This window comes from Flavobacterium chungangense LMG 26729, from assembly GCF_000735715.2.
Classification (GTDB): Bacteria; Bacteroidota; Bacteroidia; order Flavobacteriales; family Flavobacteriaceae; genus Flavobacterium; species Flavobacterium chungangense.
Window position 1 is genome coordinate 276531 of the sequence record NZ_JASY01000008.1, and the last position, 18029, is coordinate 294559.

Genomic DNA, 18029 nt, shown 5'->3' on the forward strand with positions numbered 1-18029 from the left:
AAGCTGCAATACTATACAAAAGGATAAAAATCCTTTTTCTTTTTATACACTGATTTTCCTTTGCTATACTGCTTGCAATTCTCGCTTTTAAATTGGACTTATCTTCTTCTGATAAAATCTTAAAATTTGGCTTCAAAATGATTCTCTTTTTAGAGTCTGTTTATTTTTTTTTATTAGAGTATCCACAATATCTATTCATCTGGATGAAAGTTGTAAAAGCAAAAAGGACTCACGTCACCTAAGACGTGAGTTCTATTCTGGAAAATATCTCATTGATTTTATTTTATTTTAAAATCTCCTCATAGCTTCCACTTGATGATGAACATATAGTTTCAATCTTTCAATTGAGGATAATCCGTATATCCTTGCTCACCTCCGCCGTACATTGTAGTGTGATCAAGTTGATTGAACTCTGCATTTGATTCAAATCTTCTTGGCAGATCAGGATTTGCGAGAAACAAAGATCCATAAGCAATTATTTTGGCAATCCCTTTTTCAAGTTCTGCCTCCCCGGTTTCCTTATTAAACCCTGCATTTGCAATTACCAGATGTTTGCTTATGCTGCCAAAAGTTTCTACTGCGTTTTTAGGATAGTTTGGATGATTATCAAGAGGCAGCATCCCATTCATTAAATGAATATATGACAGCGGTAATGTATTCAAAGCTTGGATTAATGGTTTGAATTGTGCCTCAGGATCACTACTGTTCTCAATATTATTATAATAGACTGTTGGCGATAGCTTTATGCCAACCTTATCGCTTCCGATAGCAGTAACTAATTCATGCATTACTTCAAGCACGAAGCGGTTCCTGTTCTCTACGCTTCCGCCATATTCATCAGTTCGCAGGTTTGCACTTTCAGATAAAAACTGGTTAGGCAAGTACCCAAATGCCGAATGAAGTTCGACACCATCAAAACCGGCCTCGATAGCATTTTTGGCAGCCTGACCGTAGTCCTTTACGATCTGCTTAATCTCTAATAAAGTAAGCTCCTGAGGAGTTTCATAATCTTTCATTCCCTGAGAGGTAAAATGCTGTTGTCCTTTTATCCCTATTGCCGATGGTGCTACAGGAAGTTTACCGTTTCTATCCACTGAATGCCCAACACGACCTGTATGCCAAAGCTGTGCATAGATTACACCTCCATGATCATGAACTGATTTGGTCACTTTTTTCCATGCATCAATTTGCTCCTGATTATAAAGGCTTGGTGTTAATGGACTGCCCAATGCCTGTTCTGAAATGTTTATAGCCTCAGTCAGCAACAATCCGGCGCTCGCACGCTGTGTGTAATACAATACAGTCAGGTCTGACACTACACCTTTGCTATTTGCCCTGCTGCGGGTCATAGGCGCCATCGCCATTGCATTCTTTAATGTTTGTTTTCCCAATGTTACCTTTTCTAATAATTTCATAGTCTATTTTTTTATTATTGATGTACCGCTTAATTTATCATGTTGAAAATCTTCCTTTAGATTAATCCCTTATCCCGGCAATATTCTCTTATACTTTGCTCAGGAGTTGGTAATTCGCCGAAAAGCTCTTTTTGCCTTTGATGATTTCTACTGATATAGACACCTTTATCGATCCATTTGGTCATTTCGACCATGTCTTTTATATTGTCATTAAAACGTGCAATTAACGGCAGGATAAATTTCAGTACGAATGGCGGGATAACCGGCTCCGTTTTAATATTCTTTTTAAGAACACTTGAAAAGGCTGCCGCCAGTATCTGCTCGTTTACCGGTCTGTCCCAGCCAACATCTATAGAAGTATTCAATTCTGAATTAGGTAAATAAACTGCTGCCAAAGCCGTATATCTGGCTAATTGTGGTGTGTAAATAATGCCATAGCTTCCGCTTAGGAAAGTCGGCAATATTCCTTTTGTCATTTTATTGATTATAAAATCAGGCATCTGATCCAGAAATGCACCCGGTCTAAGCGCTATAAAAGGCTGGTTTTTCTTTTTAAGATATTGCTCGATCAGGTATTTATTGTGAAAATGTGGTACCGATCTTGCCTTATCAGATTCGAGAATAGAAATCAGCACAAAACGGGGAATACCTGCTTCCTTGGTCGCATCAACCAGATTTTGGTAACCAATTGTATCTGTTGCTGCACTGTCGCTTTTTTTACGACGCGTATATCCTGCTGCACTGGCAACTATTACATCAAAACCATGTTTAGGAGAAAGAGCCTGCCTTAATGAAGCCACATCCATCATATCCCCCACTACAAAATTTTCAACGCCCATTTTGGTAAGTTCACTTCTATTACTGCTTGCCCTAACCATAGCGGTAACATCTGCTCCCTGCTCAAGCAATTCTTTCACAATCTGACTGCCCAGAAATCCTGTTGCCCCGGCAACGATAACTTTTTTTGTATTCATTTTTATCTTTTTAAATTATTATTTTACTGTCATTCAACTAAAAGAACAACCTTACCATTTGCACCTCCGGCACCTAAAAAATCCTGTGCAATTGCTGCATACTCCAGTTTAAATATTTTGGAAACGATCGGCACAAATTTACCAGCCTCTATAAGGTCAATCCCTTGCTTTAAATTCTCTGACGATATATCCGAAGCTACAAAGTAGGCTGTCACATTATACTGTTCCGCCAAATCCTGTGACGGTTGTGTGGCAATACTCAAGAGCTTGCCACCTGGCTTTAAAATCTGAAAAAGTTTTTCCTGAGCATCTCCCCCGGCTGTATCTGCAACAAGATCAATATCTTTGGCTATAGTTGCTACATCATTTAATTTATAATCAATCACTTTATCAGCACCTAGTTTTTTTGCCAAAGCAACTCCTTCACCTGACGCTGTAGCCATAACATACGCACCAGCAGCTTTTGCCATCTGAATCATAGCACCGCCAACAGCACCACCTCCGCCCTGAATTAAAACTTTTTGACCTCTTTCTAATTTGCCTTCTGTAAAAAGGACAGTTTGTGCCGTTCCGATATTGACACCTATTGATGATGCTTCTTCAAACGACAAACCCTCAGGTTTAAGCAAAACAGAATTCTCTTTGGCAGTTACATATTGCGCATAAGAATGTTTCTTTGTAAGGGCAATAACCTCGTCACCCAACTTAAATTTTGTAACACGTGCACCAACAGCAGCAATTATTCCCGAAGCTTCACCGCCAGGTATAAAGGGCATTTCAACGGGACGGATTTCTTTCATAAATCCCATGCGTATTTTCATATCTATCGGATTTATACCTGCTGCTTTAACCTTGATCAAGACATCATTATCACTCTGAATTGATGGAATCGAAACTTCAACCTGTTCGATCACATCTGAACTTCCATAAGTTCTGTATTGTATTGCTTTCATTATTTTAAAATTTAAAGTAGAATATTAGTGTAATCTTGTTGGCTCAGAAATAGAATCTGTTAGAGTCGAGATCATTCATTGTGGGATGTGTTTTTTCGATACCGATAACAAGATTAGCTTCAGTATGAGAGCCATCACCAGATGGTTTTTTTAATTTTAAGGAGCCTTTCCCGAAAGGAGCGATTAACTTTTTCATTTGCCGTGCTTAATTACAAGCACAAATTTAAAAGCTAATAAATGGATAAAATAACCAAAAAAGACACAATAATAGTCCTATCCGACAAATAAAACTAGAAGTAGAGAAAAAGTATTATGCAGTATAGGAATACTTTTTGGGGGTAATACCATACTGCTTCTGGAATAGTCTGCTGAAGTGGCTAAGATTTGAAAATCCTAACTCATAACCTACCTCAGAAACCGAATGCTTTGCCTGTTTCAAGAGGAATGCAGCTTCTTCCATCCTTGCCTTTTGAAAATAATTATAGATTGTATCACCAAAGGTCTGCTTAAAGAGCTGCTTAAGTTTTGTCTCGCTCATTGAAGCAATTGCGGCTAATTCTTTCAAAACTGGTGGTGTACTTAGGTCGTTCAAAATTTCGTTACGAATTACCAAAAGTTTCGCCGCATCGTTGCTATTTATACTTTTAAATGTTGAATTTTCTCTAAGTGACAGCTTAGTAAAAAGAAGATACATGAGCTCCTGAACCTTAATTTGTACATAGAAATTATTCATTGGGTTATTCATATCCACCGATACAATATTTTTAATAAGCAACTGCATTTCAGTATCGAGGTTTTCGAAAAAGAGAAACGAAGCATTATCTGCCGTGATGGTTTTTATTGTAGCATTAGGATTATCAATCGATAAAATTGTGCGTAGTCTATCAGCAGCAATCGCTACTACTACATATTGTATATTACTCTTGGCAGGAAAACGAATTTCTGTCTGTAAATCATTTGTAGACAATAAAATAGAAGAATCTTTTTTTGGTGAGAATGCTATATCTTCCTCGTTATCATATTTGACTTCAAGACTTTCTCTATTACTATAAAAGAAAAAAGTACGTACACTGCCAGATTCCGGAGAAGGATTACGCTTAAGAATAAGATCTTCCTTTAGTTTATAACGATGTATTGTTAATTTAAAATCATTTCCAAACCCAACTTTACGCACATAACCTTCTCCCATTGCATTTGGAATTTCCATAAAATTATCTCTTACAGGAACATTGATCTTTTTTGCAAAGAGAGTGATAAAGTCAAAGCCATATGCTGTAGTGAATTCAAAAATCATTGCGGAAAGTAGCTTAATTTAAAGTTATGTAAATTTCATAAATTTTAATTCATTATCGCCTTTGTTTGAGTTTAATAATTTAAAGTTATTGCAACGATAATTTCCTAATCATTAATGCATTTTTCATTCAAGCAAGAGCCAAAAGAATAAAGCATATTTATTTCAAACCTTTTAGCTCACTTTATAAAATCGTGAAGCTTTCAAGATGGACAAGTGATAACTTAAATTAGCTGTTCAAAATTCAATTTTAAGATACTTTAAGAGTATCTTTTTTTGTTTGCTTCAAAAAAGTATCTTTGCAAAGTCCAAATTTATCCTAATTAAAATTAGAGACCTAATTGGAGACCTTTTAATTTTAATAAAACACAAAAGCTTAATTTTAAGCTATTTAAAAACAATGAATTACCTATCTGTAGAGAATATATCGAAGTCTTTTGGCGAAAGAACACTTTTTGACAACATTTCATTCGGAATCAATAAAGATCAAAAAATTGCATTTATTGCTAAAAATGGTTCTGGAAAAACAACCATTATGAGCATTATCAATGGCTTAGATGAACCAGATACAGGTCAGGTTGTTTTAAGAAAAGGCATTAGAATGGCATTTCTTTCTCAGGATAATAATCTTCAGGACGAACTGACTATTGAAGAAAGTATTTTTGCTTCAGACAATGAAACTTTAAAAATTATTGAAGCTTACGAAAAAGCATTAGAAAACCCGAATGACGAAGAAGCCTACCAAAAAGCTTTTGACGGAATGGATCAGCACAATGCATGGGATTTTGAAACGCAATACAAGCAGATTTTATTCAAATTAAAACTAGAAGATTTTAAACTAAAAGTAAAAAATCTTTCCGGGGGACAAAAAAAGCGTCTTTCATTAGCTATAATTCTAATCAATCGCCCTGATTTACTGATTTTGGATGAGCCAACCAACCATTTAGATCTTGAAATGATTGAATGGCTGGAGAGTTATTTTGCTAAAGAAAATATTACGCTGTTTATGGTAACACACGACCGTTTCTTTTTAGAGCGTGTATGTAATGAAATTCTGGAGTTAGATAACGGTAAATTATATCAATACAAAGGAAATTACTCCTATTATTTAGAGAAAAAAGAAGAGCGAATTACCTCTGAAAATGCGAGTGTTGATAAAGCCAAAAACTTATTTGTAAAAGAATTAGAGTGGATGCGCCGTCAGCCTAAAGCAAGAACGACGAAATCAAAATCGCGTCAGGATGATTTTTATGTAATTAAAGAAAAAGCTCAAAGTCGTAGAAAAGAAAACAAGGTCGAACTTGAAATCAACATGGAAAGAATGGGGAGCAAAATTATTGAGCTTCACAAAATTTCTAAAAAGTTTAAAGATCATGTTATTCTGGATAATTTCAGTTTCGATTTCCAAAGAGGAGAACGTATCGGAATTATTGGTAAAAACGGAACAGGAAAATCAACTTTTTTAAACCTTTTAACCGGCACACTTCCTCTTGACAGCGGACGTGTCGTAAAAGGCGATACAATAAAAATTGGATATTATACCCAAAGCGGAATTAATCCCAAACCGGGACAGCGTGTTATCGATATTATTAAGGAATATGGTGAATATATTCCGCTTGCAAAGGGAAAAATGATTTCGGCTTCGCAGTTACTGGAACGTTTTCTTTTTGATGCCAAAAAACAATACGATTTTGTTGAAAAATTAAGTGGTGGCGAATTAAAACGTTTGTATTTATGTACGGTTTTGATTCAGAATCCAAACTTTTTGATTCTCGATGAGCCAACAAACGATTTAGATATTGTAACACTAAACGTTTTAGAAAGTTTCCTTTTAGACTACCCAGGTTGTCTATTAGTAGTTTCACACGACCGTTATTTCATGGATAAAATTGTCGATCATTTATTTGTTTTCAGAGGAAATGGTGAGATCGAAAATTTCCCGGGAAACTATTCTGATTTCAGAGCTTATGAAGACAGTGCGGATGTTGCCCAAAAAGAAGAAAACAAAGCCGAAAAGAAAGATTGGAAACAAAATAATCCAACTGGAAACCTGACTTTTAACGAGCAAAAAGAATATCAAAAACTAGAAAGAGAAATCAAAGATTTAGAAATTGATAAAACTAAAATCGAACAATTATTCTCTGACGGAAAGGTTGCCGATGCTGACATCGAGAAAAAAGCAAACGAATTACAAAATATCATCAACAAAATAGATCACAAAGAAGAGCGCTGGTTTGAGCTTTCTGCTAAAATTGAAGGCTAATTATTTTCATTGAGTTTAAAAAAGCCACAAAGGTACATTACTTTTTATTATTATGTATTTACTTTGACAATCTTTGTAAAACAAAAAATCAACACATCATACAAAATTTAAAACAGTTATGAAACAAATCCTATCTTATCTAATCGCTTTAACGCTTTTTATTTCGTGTAACCCGGACAATGCAGAACCACAAATAGCAAAAGATTACACTGCTGAAAATGAAAAAGAAATTACAGATTATATAGCTAAAAACAATTTAACCGCACAAAGAAGTGATACGGGACTATATTATGTCATTAACGAACCCGGAGAAGGAACACAACCAACAGCAACTTCTAATGTTACGGTTGCTTATAAAGGTTATTACACTAGTGGAAAAATCTTTGATCAAAGTACTGCTGCCGGGGTTTCTTTCCCATTAAATCAAGTTATAAAGGGCTGGACTGAGGGCATTCCTTATTTTAAAACCGGCGGAAGCGGTGTTTTATTAATTCCATCCCACTTAGCATATGGAAGTTTTGATTATAGAGGAATTCCCGGTGGCTCAGTACTTATTTTCGATGTCAAATTGATTTCGGTTAATTAAACATTACGCGGAGATTCACAATAGAATCACAGAATTACACTAAACTTTTTTTGCAAATCTTTGTGTTTGGATTTTGTGAATCTTTGTGAAACAAAACATGCAACATCAAATAAAATCATATCTAAAATTCCTTTGGAACTCCAAAAATGAACATGGAGTACACTCTCCATTTGTTTTTAGTTTATTAACGAAATGCTTTTACGATAAAAAATCAAAACCTGAATATTCAACTCTTAATAACTATCGAAAATCATTTTTAGAGAATAAAAACTTTATTAATGTAACTGATTTTGGAGCAGGTTCAAAAGTTTTCAAATCCAATAAAAGACAGATTTCAAAAATTGCAAAAACTGCCGGAATTTCTAAAAAACGTGCTGAATTATTATTTCGCGTAACTAATTATTTTGAGCCCAAAAATATTCTTGAAATCGGAACTTCATTAGGTTTAGCAACTTCTGCTCTTGCATTAGGAAATCCAAAAGCAAAAGTCATTACTTTAGAAGGCTGCCCGCAAACTGCAAACCAATGTCAATTGCAACTGCAAAGATTCAATTTCAATAATGTTGAAAATGTAATTTCAGAATTTGAACTGTATCTGAATAACCTGAAATCAGAAACTTTAAACTTTGAACTGATTTACTTCGACGGTAATCATTCTGAAAAAGCAACTTTAGCTTATTTTGAACTTTTACTACCTACGATTGACAATGATTCCGTTTGGATTTTTGATGATATTCATTGGTCTTCAGAAATGGAGGAAGCTTGGGAAATTATAAAAAAACATCCAAAAGTAAAAGTTACAATCGATACTTTTCAATGGGGTTTTGTATTTTTCAGACGTGAGCAGGAAAAAGAACACTTTATCATCAGGGCATAAAAAAATGACAACCATTACTGATTGTCATTTTCAAAACTAAATAAACCTAAATAACCTATTTCTTAGCTGCGGCAGTTTCTTCAGATTTAGCTCCCATTCTGTTTACAGTATACATAGGCGCAAATTTGATTTTTAAGCCTGCAATTTTTCTGTTATCTTCTGCTGAGAGACCTTCTTTTTCGACTGTATTTTTACGACTGTCAAGTGCTTCATACATCAATTTAATTTCATCCCAGTCTTCACGTGAATAACTGTCTTTATTATTTTCTACTGTATGTACAAATTGTTGATACACACTATGAATATTTTTAGCATTTACCCAGGCAAAACTCATGTCGTCACCAATTTTTCCTTCTCCAAATAAAGCATTACGCAATTGTTGTTTCGGACTTACAGGCGGCGCAAGTTTAGCTGCCATCTCATTTTTAAATTCTTCATATTTAATTTTGCTCGTATTTATTCTTTCCGTTTCAGCTGTATTATCCTTAATATCCGCAAGCGCTAGTTGTGCATTTTCTGCTCTCTTGTCATATTCCGCTTCAACAGCTGCCCAATCTGCTTTCAAATCTTCTGCCGCAACATTTTTTACTGAATCCACATAAGCTACATATGAATCAATCGTCTTCTTAGCTTGTTCTTGTTTCTCGTCTTTACATGATGTAAAACCCAATGCAATCAATACAATTGCTGATAAAATTTGTATATTTTTCATAATTCTAATTTTTAAAAGTTACAAACAAATATAGTTAAAAAAACAACTAAAAATAAATTATTATTAAAAATTAAGCTTTTTAATTAAAAATAATTTAATTAATTTCAATAAATATGATAATTATATAAAATTTAATCGAAATCATATAACACCTTTTTTTGAAGAACCAGAATTTTCTACAGAATTCAAAGTATTGCAATGAATGACTATTTAGATTGTAAAGCCTGTAACAAAAATCAATTAAATACTACTTACCAATTATTGAAAAGGGTTTTGTACTTTTAAATCCAAAATTGTAAAACAAAATGGCAAATCCATTAATTAAAATAACTGACATAAGACGAAATTTTGTGCTGGGTAATGAAATCGTTTATGTTTTAAAAGGAATTAATTTAGAAATCAATAAAGGAGAATATGTGGCGTTAATGGGACCTTCAGGATCCGGAAAATCTACTTTAATGAATTTATTGGGATGTTTAGACACACCAACTTCCGGTCGTTATGTCTTGAACGGAAAAGATGTAAGCCAGATGAAAGATGATGAACTGGCGGGAATTCGTAATACAGAAATTGGTTTTGTTTTTCAAACTTTTAATCTTTTACCCAGAACGACCGCATTAGATAATGTTGCATTGCCCATGATTTATGCAGGATATTCTAAATCTGAAAGAAACACAAGAGCGACAGAAGTATTAAAACAAGTAAATCTTGCAGACCGAATGGATCATCAGCCGAATCAGCTTTCAGGAGGGCAGCGCCAGCGTGTGGCAATTGCCCGTGCTCTTGTTAACAAACCATCCATTATATTAGCCGATGAACCAACAGGAAACCTGGACAGTAAAACTTCTGTAGAAATCATGAAGCTTTTTGGAGATATTCATGCGCAGGGAAACACTGTAATTCTGGTAACACACGAAGAAGATATTGCCGCTTATGCGCATCGGGTTATTCGTTTGCGAGATGGCTTGATTGAAAGTGATACTACGAAATAGTTTAAGCGTTTATTTGGTTTATTGTTTAATCGGAAAAGAAAAAAATGACCAATTTCATTAGATCTCTTTTATTAGCTTTTTTGTTTTTAGCGTCTTGTAAAAATACTTCAGTAAAGAATAATGAAAATTCTAAAATATTACATCCGAAAATTGAAAGTGTAAAAATACGTTGGGCAACCACAAATGAATTTGTAGTTAGTATTGACACTCTTTTATCTTACAAGAAAGAATTTGAATGTGATTCAGTTATTGGAGTTAATTATATTGGTTTTGATGGAAATGGACATTCATTTTATCCAATAAATAAAAGAGGAAGATCTGTTAACACCATAAAAGGCAGAAAGAAACTCGATCGCAATCAAATCTTAAAATTAAATACAATTATTGGAGATAAAAAAACATTTGAAAATCCAAATCTGACGGCTTGTTACAATCCAAGACTTGGATTTATTTATTTTAAGGATAATAAAATAATTTGTCAAACACAGATTTGTTTAGAATGCTCTCAACTTGAGTCGACCGCAAAAACTGCGGGAATAAAAAGCGATGCCTTTAATGACAAAGCCCATAAAAAATTAACAAAACTGAGTAATGAACTTGGCTTAAACAACTAATAAAAAAAGCTTAGTGCCTTAGCATCTGAGAACCTTAGCATCTTAAAAGAAAAAATGAAAGTATATACCAAAACAGGAGACAAAGGAACCACGGCTCTTTTTGGAGGCACACGTGTTCCTAAAGATAATATCAGGATTGACAGTTATGGAACTGTTGACGAATTGAACTCTTATATCGGACTAATCCGTGATCAGGAAATTGATTCGCATTATAAAACTATTTTAATCGAAATTCAGGATCGTCTTTTTACTGTTGGTGCCATTTTGGCAACTCCTCAGGAAAAAGAAGTTTTAAAAAACGGCAAACTCCGATTAGAAAATCTCGGAATAATCGATTCGGATATTGAATTACTGGAAAATGAAATAGATAAAATGGAGGAAAGTCTACCGCCAATGACTCATTTTGTTTTACCGGGTGGCCATCCAACCGTGTCACATTGTCATATTTCGCGTTGTATTTGCCGTCGTGCAGAACGCTTAGCTGTCCATTTAAGCCATAACGAACACGTTCCTGAAATCGCAATTATGTACTTAAACCGACTTTCTGACTACCTTTTTGTCTTGGCACGGAAGTTGTCCTCTGACCTCAAAGCGGAGGAAGTGAAATGGATCCCCAGAAAATAAATTTTCTGCAAATTCCAATTTTTGAAGCCACAAATTTCAATAAAAAATAAAATTATTTCGAATTTTTAAAACGAAATAAATCTTAAAAATTTGGATTTTAAATATTGAGATTTCAAGGGTCTTTTTTGGGATTTGGAATTTAAATATTAGAATTAACAAGCGACGTTCTTAAATTTTATTAAAATAAATCAAATTTTACTTGTCTTTTTCAGTAAAAAATTTATTTTTGCACAAACTAAATCGACAAAAGATGTATTGGACATTAGAATTAGCATCCTATTTAAGTGATGCACCGTGGCCTGCTAACAAAGACGAACTTATTGACTACGCTATTAGAGCAGGAGCTCCTTTGGAAGTAGTAGAAAACCTACAGTCGATTGAAGACGAAGGCGAGATATATGAATCAATGGAAGAAATTTGGCCTGATTATCCAACAGACGAAGATTATCTTTGGAATGAGGATGAATATTAAAAAATAAACCAAAGGAAAAAGTCTCATCACCGAGGCTTTTTTTTTGGTTCAAATACACATTTACACAAAATAGAAATACAATAAATCATGAGTTTCATAAACAGTATTATTAAAGTCTTTGTAGGTGATAAATCACAGAAAGATGTTAAAGCTCTACAACCTTATTTAAACAAAATTAAAACATTCGAAACCAGCTTAATGAGTTTGTCTCACGACGAATTGAGAGCCAGGACTAAATATTTTAAACAAAAAATAAAAGAAGCCAGAGCTGATAAAGATGCTAAAATTGCTTCGCTTAAAGCAGAAGTAGAAAACATCGAAGACATCGACAAAAGAGAAGATCTATATGATGCTATTGATGCTCTGGAAAAAGAAGCTTACGAAATCTCCGAAAAGACTTTATTAGAAATTCTTCCTGAAGCCTTTTCTGTTGTTAAAGAAACGGCTCGCCGTTTTAAAGACAATTCTTTTATTGAAGTTACTGCAACTCCAAAAGACCGCGAACTTTCGGCTACTAAAACATATATCACTATTGAAGGTGACAAAGCAACATGGGCCAATAAATGGAATGCTGCCGGTAAAGAAATCACATGGGACATGATTCATTATGATGTTCAGTTAATTGGTGGTATGGTTTTGCACGAAGGTAAAGTTGCCGAAATGCAAACAGGTGAAGGTAAAACGTTGGTTGCTACACTTCCACTTTACTTAAATGCTTTGACTGGAAACGGAGTTCACTTAGTAACTGTGAATGATTACCTTGCAAAACGCGATAGTACATGGAAAGCTCCTTTATTCGAATTTCATGGTTTGACTGTTGATTGTATCGATAATCACCAGCCAAGTACAGAACAAAGAAAAAAAGCATACGACGCTGATATCACTTACGGAACCAACAATGAATTTGGTTTTGACTACTTAAGAGATAACATGGCACACTCGCCAAGTGATTTAGTACAAAGAAAACATAACTACGCTATTGTCGATGAGGTCGATTCTGTATTAATTGATGATGCAAGAACGCCACTTATTATTTCGGGACCAGTTCCACAGGGAGATCGTCATGAATTTAACGAATTGAAACCAAAAATTGAAAACTTAGTTGCACAGCAACGTCAGTTAGCGAATGGTTTCTTAGCAGAGGCTAAAAAATTAATCAAAGAAGGAAATACTAAAGAAGGCGGATTTTTATTATTAAGAGCTTACAGAAGTTTACCTAAAAATAAAGCATTAATCAAATTTTTAAGTGAAGAAGGAATTAAACAATTACTTCAAAAAACTGAAAATCAATACATGCAGGATAACAATCGCGAAATGCATAAAGTTGATGAAGCTTTGTATTTTGTAATTGAAGAAAAAAACAATCAGGTAGAATTGACTGATAATGGTATCAAATACCTTTCTGGTGATACAGATGCTGACTTTTTCGTACTTCCGGATATTGGAACTGAAATTGCGGCTATCGAAAAACAAAAATTAGATAAAGACGCAGAAGCAGAAGCTAAAGAAAGATTATTTCAGGATTTTGGTGTAAAAAGCGAGCGTATTCACACTTTAACGCAACTTTTAAAAGCATACGCTTTATTCGAAAAAGATGTGGAATATGTCATCATGGACAACAAAATTATGATTGTCGATGAGCAAACTGGCCGTATCATGGATGGCCGTCGCTATTCAGACGGTTTACACCAGGCGATCGAGGCTAAAGAAAATGTAAAGATTGAAGCTGCTACACAAACTTTTGCAACCGTTACATTACAGAATTATTTCAGAATGTACAGCAAATTAGGAGGTATGACAGGTACAGCGGTTACAGAAGCTGGCGAGTTATGGCAGATTTATAAACTGGATGTTGTTGAAATTCCAACCAACCGCGCTATCTCAAGACAAGACAAAGAAGATTATATCTACAAAACTACACGTGAGAAATTCAATGCTGTTATTGAAGATGTAACAGAATTATCAAAATCAGGAAGACCGGTATTGATTGGAACAACGTCTGTCGAGATTTCAGAATTATTAAGCCGAATGTTGAAAATGAGAGGCGTTACACATAACGTTTTGAATGCAAAAATGCACAAACAAGAGGCACAAATTGTAGAAGAAGCAGGTAAAGCCGGAGTTGTAACTATTGCAACCAACATGGCTGGTCGTGGTACAGATATTAAATTATCTCCAGAAGTAAAAGCTGCCGGAGGTTTGGCAATCGTGGGTACAGAACGTCATGATTCCCGTCGTGTCGACAGACAGTTACGTGGTCGTGCAGGACGTCAGGGAGATCCGGGAAGCTCTCAATTTTATGTTTCTCTTGAAGATAACTTAATGCGTTTATTTGGTTCTGAAAGAGTTGCTAAAGTAATGGATAGAATGGGCTTACAGGAAGGAGAAGTAATTCAGCATTCTATGATGACCAAATCTATCGAGCGTGCTCAGAAAAAAGTAGAAGAAAACAACTTTGGTGTTCGTAAACGTTTATTAGAATATGATGACGTTATGAACTCGCAACGTGAAGTAGTTTACAAACGTCGTCGTCACGCCTTATTTGGTGAGCGTTTAAAACTTGATATTGCAAACATGCTTTATGATACTTGCGAATTAATCGTAAGCCAAACTAAACCAGTTAATGATTTCAAAAATTTCGAATTTGATTTAATCCGTTATTTCTCTATCACTTCTCCAATTTCTGAAGCAGATTTTACGAAATTAACTGATATTGAAATTACAGGAAAAATCTACAAAGAAACTTTAGCGTTCTATACAGAGAAAACTGAAAGAAGCGCAAGAGAAGCTTTTCCTATTATTAAAGGAGTTTACGAAGAGCCAAACAATCATTTTGAGCGTATCGTAGTTCCGTTTACTGACGGAATCAAAACCTTGAATGTTGTTACAGATCTGAAAAAAGCATACGATAGCGAAGGGGCTCAGTTAATTGCTGATTTTGAGAAAAACATTACACTTTCTATTGTTGATGAGGCCTGGAAAAAACACTTACGTAAAATGGACGAATTGAAACAATCTGTTCAATTGGCTGTTCACGAACAGAAAGATCCATTGCTTATTTACAAATTAGAAGCTTTTAATTTGTTTAGAGGAATGTTGGACAACGTTAACAAAGAGGTAATTTCATTCTTATTCAAAGGTGATTTACCGGCTCAAAATGTTACTTCAGAAATTCACGAAGCAAGAGAAGTTCGTCAGAAAGAAAACTTCAAATTAAGCAAAGATGAAATTCCGAATAGCGAAGACATCAACCGTGAAGCCGGAGAAACGCAACAGCGTCAGGTTACAGAAACTATCGTAAGAGATATGCCAAAAATCAATCGAAATGATACTGTAACTGTTCAGGAAGTTGCTACAGGTAAAACTGAAACAATGAAATTTAAAAAAGCAGAAACTTTAATTGCTAATGGCACATGGGTTTTGGTTAAATAATAAATTTTTAAACAATACATTTCTAATCCCCAATTGTAAAACAGTTGGGGATTTTTTTTTGCAAAAAAACTAATCTTTGTTCTTTCTAAAACGAATAAACTGTACTTTTGCATTCGAAAACAAAGAAACAACTTTTGAAAAAGTTACTCATCATATTTCTTTCCTGTATGCTTTTAGTGCCATCATTTGGCAGTTTCTTCGTTTATACTTCATTTAAATTAAATCAGGAAGAAATTTCAAAAACGATTTGTGTACAGCGAAAAATGATCTTTAATTCTTGCAACGGCCGATGTGAACTTCAAAAAAGTCTGAAGAAATATGCCGACAACGAAAAAAAGATGCAAAACAACCTGAAAGAAAAAGGAGAAGTTGTTTACATTAAAAATACACCTACAGCTAATTTTAAATTAGTTATACCTATCGCATCAGCAGCAGAATTTTTTGCTTCTTTTGATGCGAAACCTATTTCGGTTTCCAATAGTACTTTTCACCCTCCATCCTATTTTATATAAATTTTAGCACGCTTTTCAATTCAAAACTGAAAAGATTTTTCTTGTCTTAACGTCAGGAAAAAAGCATGTTACTTTTAAAATTTATATAATTTATAATGAAAAAAATATACTTTACCCTACTCATCCTAGGGCAATGTGTTCTTGCACAAAATGAAGTGAAACAAGACACAACAAAATCTCAGGAACTCGAAAATGTCTTTATAACTGCTAATCGTACGGCAACTTTACGAAAAGAAACCCCTGTTGCCATCAGCAAATTGAATGCTAAAACTATTAACGAAGCCAAAGCGACTGCAGTTTATGAAATCATAAATAAAACGCCAGGTGTTTTAATGGTGAATTTAGGAAACGAACAGCATATGATGTCTATTCGTCAGCCTATGACAACCAATGCTTATTATTTATATCTGGAAGACGGCTTGCCAATTCGCCCAATGGGAATTTTCAATCACAATGCTTTATTAGAGATCAATCAGTTTAACCTTCAAAGTATTGAAGTTGTAAAAGGTCCGGTTTCTTCTTTGTATGGGCCAGAAGCTGTTGGCGGAACTATCAATCTAATTTCAATAAAACCACCTTTAGATCCCGAATTTAAGTTTGGAGTTCAGGCAGACAATTACGGTTACAGAAGAATTCAGGCTGCCGGCGGTGCAACGATAGGTAAAGTTGGTTTTCATATTGCCGGAATATCAAGTTTACAGGAAAACGGATGGATGACGTATTCTGATTACAATAAAGACAATCTGAATGCGAGAATTGATTATAATATCTCTCCTTCTACCCGATTGATTAGTAATACTATGTACGGAAAGTATTACTCTGACATGAGCGGAAGTGTGAATGAAGAAGCATTCAATAACAGAACTTACAAAAGTACAACCGATTTTACTTATAGAAAATCAGACGCTTTAAGAACACGTTTAACCCTTGAACACGAATGGAACAGCAATTCAAGTAGTTATATCACAGGATATTTACGTGATAATAAACTGGGCCAAAATCCTTCGTACGGAATTAAATGGAGCCCAACTGTCAATCCTACAACTGCAAAAGGTGAAGTCAATTCAAACAACTTCAAAAGTTATGGTGCTATTGGGCAGCATACTCAAAAAATTGAATTTCTGAATACTAAAATCGTTGCCGGAGCTTTATATGATTACTCTCCTGTAACTTACTGGTCTTATGTAATCAATTTAAAAGCCAATCTAAATTCGGGAGAAGCAGGGAAACAAACGGTAGATTCTTATGAAATTATTGCAGAACACCCTGACTATAAATTAGCAGATTATTCTGCTGATATTTTCAACACAGCTGGTTATGCTCAATTGAGTTTTAATCCAATAGAAAAATTAGTTATTACTTTGGGCGGTCGCTATGACAACATGAAAGTAGATTACGAAAACTCCCTGGACAATTCTACAGGAAACAAAGTCTATGGCAAAATGACTTTTAAGGCTGGAGTAAATTACAACCCTTTTGATTTTGCAGGCTTTTACGGTAACTATTCGCAAGGTTTTGCTCCTCCCGGAATTACTTCAATTTTCAGGGCTAAACCGGGAACAGGTGGTACAACAGCTGTTCCTGCCGAATTTTATTACAACTTAAAACCAGCAGATTTCGATAATTTTGAAATTGGCGGATGGCTTTCTTTCCTTCAAAATAAATTAAACTTTGACTATGCCTTTTATTATATGGAAGGTAAAAACGAACTTTTAAGCATTAAACTTGCTGATAATTCAACCGATTATCGTTCAGCCGGAGAAACCCGCCATAAAGGAATTGAGTTTGGAGCTTCATATAGACCGTCGCAACAATTCAATTTTCGTCTTGGCGGGACTTACGCACAGCACACTTACATCGATTTTAAACTTTCAGACAAACCATCAGATCCGGTACAGAATTTAAACGGAAAAGAAATGCCGGCTGCACCAAGATGGTCTGGAAATTCAGAAGTAAGTTATTACCCAAACTGGCTTCCTAATTTAAGGACTTCTGTCGAATGGCAGCTTGTAGGCAGTTACTATCAGGACCAGATCAATACTGTAAAATATGGCGGTTATAATTTATTCAATGCCAGAATTGGTTACCAATGGAAAAGCATAGAAGTTTATGGAAATGTCATGAACCTAACCGATAAATTATACGCGTATAACGTTTCGAGAACGAATATCACAAACGCTCAGCCAACCTACACAGCAGCGGCTCCAAGAACTTTTGTTTTCGGAATACAATATAATTTATCATTAAAAAAATAATTAGCTAATCCCGCTCTACGCTATATCTTTTGTGGCGAACCCCGCCACAAAAGGATA

16 protein-coding genes are annotated in these 18029 nt (G+C 34.8%); 10 read left to right on the forward strand and 6 right to left on the reverse strand.

The window, feature by feature from the left end; all coding sequences use genetic code 11:
• Positions 1 to 332 precede the first annotated feature (332 nt).
• From JE46_RS15105 to JE46_RS15120, 5 genes are all read right to left on the reverse strand, one after another.
• Positions 333 to 1415, reverse strand: coding sequence for an alkene reductase (locus JE46_RS15105; RefSeq protein ID WP_031456118.1), 1083 nt, complete (start codon positions 1413 to 1415; stop codon positions 333 to 335).
• A gap of 56 nt (positions 1416 to 1471) precedes the next feature.
• Positions 1472 to 2389 carry an NAD(P)H-binding protein gene (locus JE46_RS15110; protein WP_035136635.1) on the reverse strand — a complete coding sequence of 306 codons (918 nt, stop codon included), beginning with the start codon at positions 2387 to 2389 and terminating at the stop codon, positions 1472 to 1474.
• 29 nt (positions 2390 to 2418) lie between these two features.
• Positions 2419 to 3342 carry an NADP-dependent oxidoreductase gene (locus JE46_RS15115; protein WP_031456120.1) on the reverse strand — a complete coding sequence of 308 codons (924 nt, stop codon included), beginning with the start codon at positions 3340 to 3342 and terminating at the stop codon, positions 2419 to 2421.
• Between the two features lie 43 nt (positions 3343 to 3385).
• Positions 3386 to 3538: a hypothetical protein gene (locus JE46_RS24060; protein ID WP_157505931.1), complete on the reverse strand. Its 153-nt coding sequence runs from the start codon at positions 3536 to 3538 to the stop codon at positions 3386 to 3388.
• A 114-nt stretch (positions 3539 to 3652) separates the two neighbouring features.
• Positions 3653 to 4636, reverse strand: coding sequence for a helix-turn-helix domain-containing protein (locus JE46_RS15120; protein WP_031456121.1), 984 nt, complete (start codon positions 4634 to 4636; stop codon positions 3653 to 3655).
• Positions 4637 to 5033: 397 nt separating this feature from the next.
• Here JE46_RS15120 and JE46_RS15125 point away from each other — a divergent pair, with 397 nt between their 5' ends.
• The 3 genes from JE46_RS15125 to JE46_RS15135 all read left to right on the forward strand — a co-directional run bounded on the left by JE46_RS15125 (position 5034) and on the right by JE46_RS15135 (position 8359).
• Positions 5034 to 6896, forward strand: a complete 1863-nt coding sequence (locus JE46_RS15125) for an ABC-F family ATP-binding cassette domain-containing protein (RefSeq protein WP_031456122.1) — start codon at positions 5034 to 5036, stop codon at positions 6894 to 6896.
• Between the two features lie 118 nt (positions 6897 to 7014).
• Positions 7015 to 7482, forward strand: a complete 468-nt coding sequence (locus tag JE46_RS15130) for an FKBP-type peptidyl-prolyl cis-trans isomerase (protein WP_031456123.1) — start codon at positions 7015 to 7017, stop codon at positions 7480 to 7482.
• A gap of 97 nt (positions 7483 to 7579) precedes the next feature.
• Positions 7580 to 8359, forward strand: coding sequence for an O-methyltransferase (locus JE46_RS15135; RefSeq protein WP_031456124.1), 780 nt, complete (start codon positions 7580 to 7582; stop codon positions 8357 to 8359).
• 55 nt (positions 8360 to 8414) lie between these two features.
• Here the strand turns inward: JE46_RS15135 and JE46_RS15140 are convergent, their stop codons facing one another.
• Positions 8415 to 9071, reverse strand: a complete 657-nt coding sequence (locus JE46_RS15140; protein ID WP_031456125.1) for a DUF6565 domain-containing protein — start codon at positions 9069 to 9071, stop codon at positions 8415 to 8417.
• A gap of 305 nt (positions 9072 to 9376) precedes the next feature.
• Here JE46_RS15140 and JE46_RS15145 point away from each other — a divergent pair, with 305 nt between their 5' ends.
• The 7 genes from JE46_RS15145 to JE46_RS15175 all read left to right on the forward strand — a co-directional run bounded on the left by JE46_RS15145 (position 9377) and on the right by JE46_RS15175 (position 17972).
• Positions 9377 to 10063: an ABC transporter ATP-binding protein gene (locus JE46_RS15145; RefSeq protein WP_031456126.1), complete on the forward strand. Its 687-nt coding sequence runs from the start codon at positions 9377 to 9379 to the stop codon at positions 10061 to 10063.
• A 44-nt stretch (positions 10064 to 10107) separates the two neighbouring features.
• Entirely contained in the window at positions 10108 to 10677 is a 570-nt protein-coding gene (locus JE46_RS15150) for a hypothetical protein (protein WP_031456127.1), read from the forward strand.
• A gap of 54 nt (positions 10678 to 10731) precedes the next feature.
• Complete coding sequence (locus tag JE46_RS15155; RefSeq protein ID WP_031456128.1) at positions 10732 to 11301, forward strand: cob(I)yrinic acid a,c-diamide adenosyltransferase; 570 nt, start codon at positions 10732 to 10734, stop codon at positions 11299 to 11301.
• Positions 11302 to 11551: 250 nt separating this feature from the next.
• Positions 11552 to 11773 (forward strand): DUF2795 domain-containing protein, encoded by a 222-nt coding sequence (locus JE46_RS15160; protein ID WP_007138072.1) that lies wholly within the window; start codon positions 11552 to 11554, stop codon positions 11771 to 11773.
• An 87-nt stretch (positions 11774 to 11860) separates the two neighbouring features.
• The gene (gene secA, locus JE46_RS15165) at positions 11861 to 15205 is read left to right on the forward strand and encodes a preprotein translocase subunit SecA (RefSeq protein ID WP_031456129.1); all 3345 of its coding nucleotides are present in this window, start codon (positions 11861 to 11863) and stop codon (positions 15203 to 15205) included.
• Between the two features lie 134 nt (positions 15206 to 15339).
• Positions 15340 to 15717 (forward strand): hypothetical protein, encoded by a 378-nt coding sequence (locus JE46_RS15170; RefSeq protein ID WP_236010656.1) that lies wholly within the window; start codon positions 15340 to 15342, stop codon positions 15715 to 15717.
• Positions 15718 to 15812: 95 nt separating this feature from the next.
• Positions 15813 to 17972, forward strand: a complete 2160-nt coding sequence (locus tag JE46_RS15175) for a TonB-dependent receptor (RefSeq protein WP_031456131.1) — start codon at positions 15813 to 15815, stop codon at positions 17970 to 17972.
• Positions 17973 to 18029: the final 57 nt, after the last annotated feature.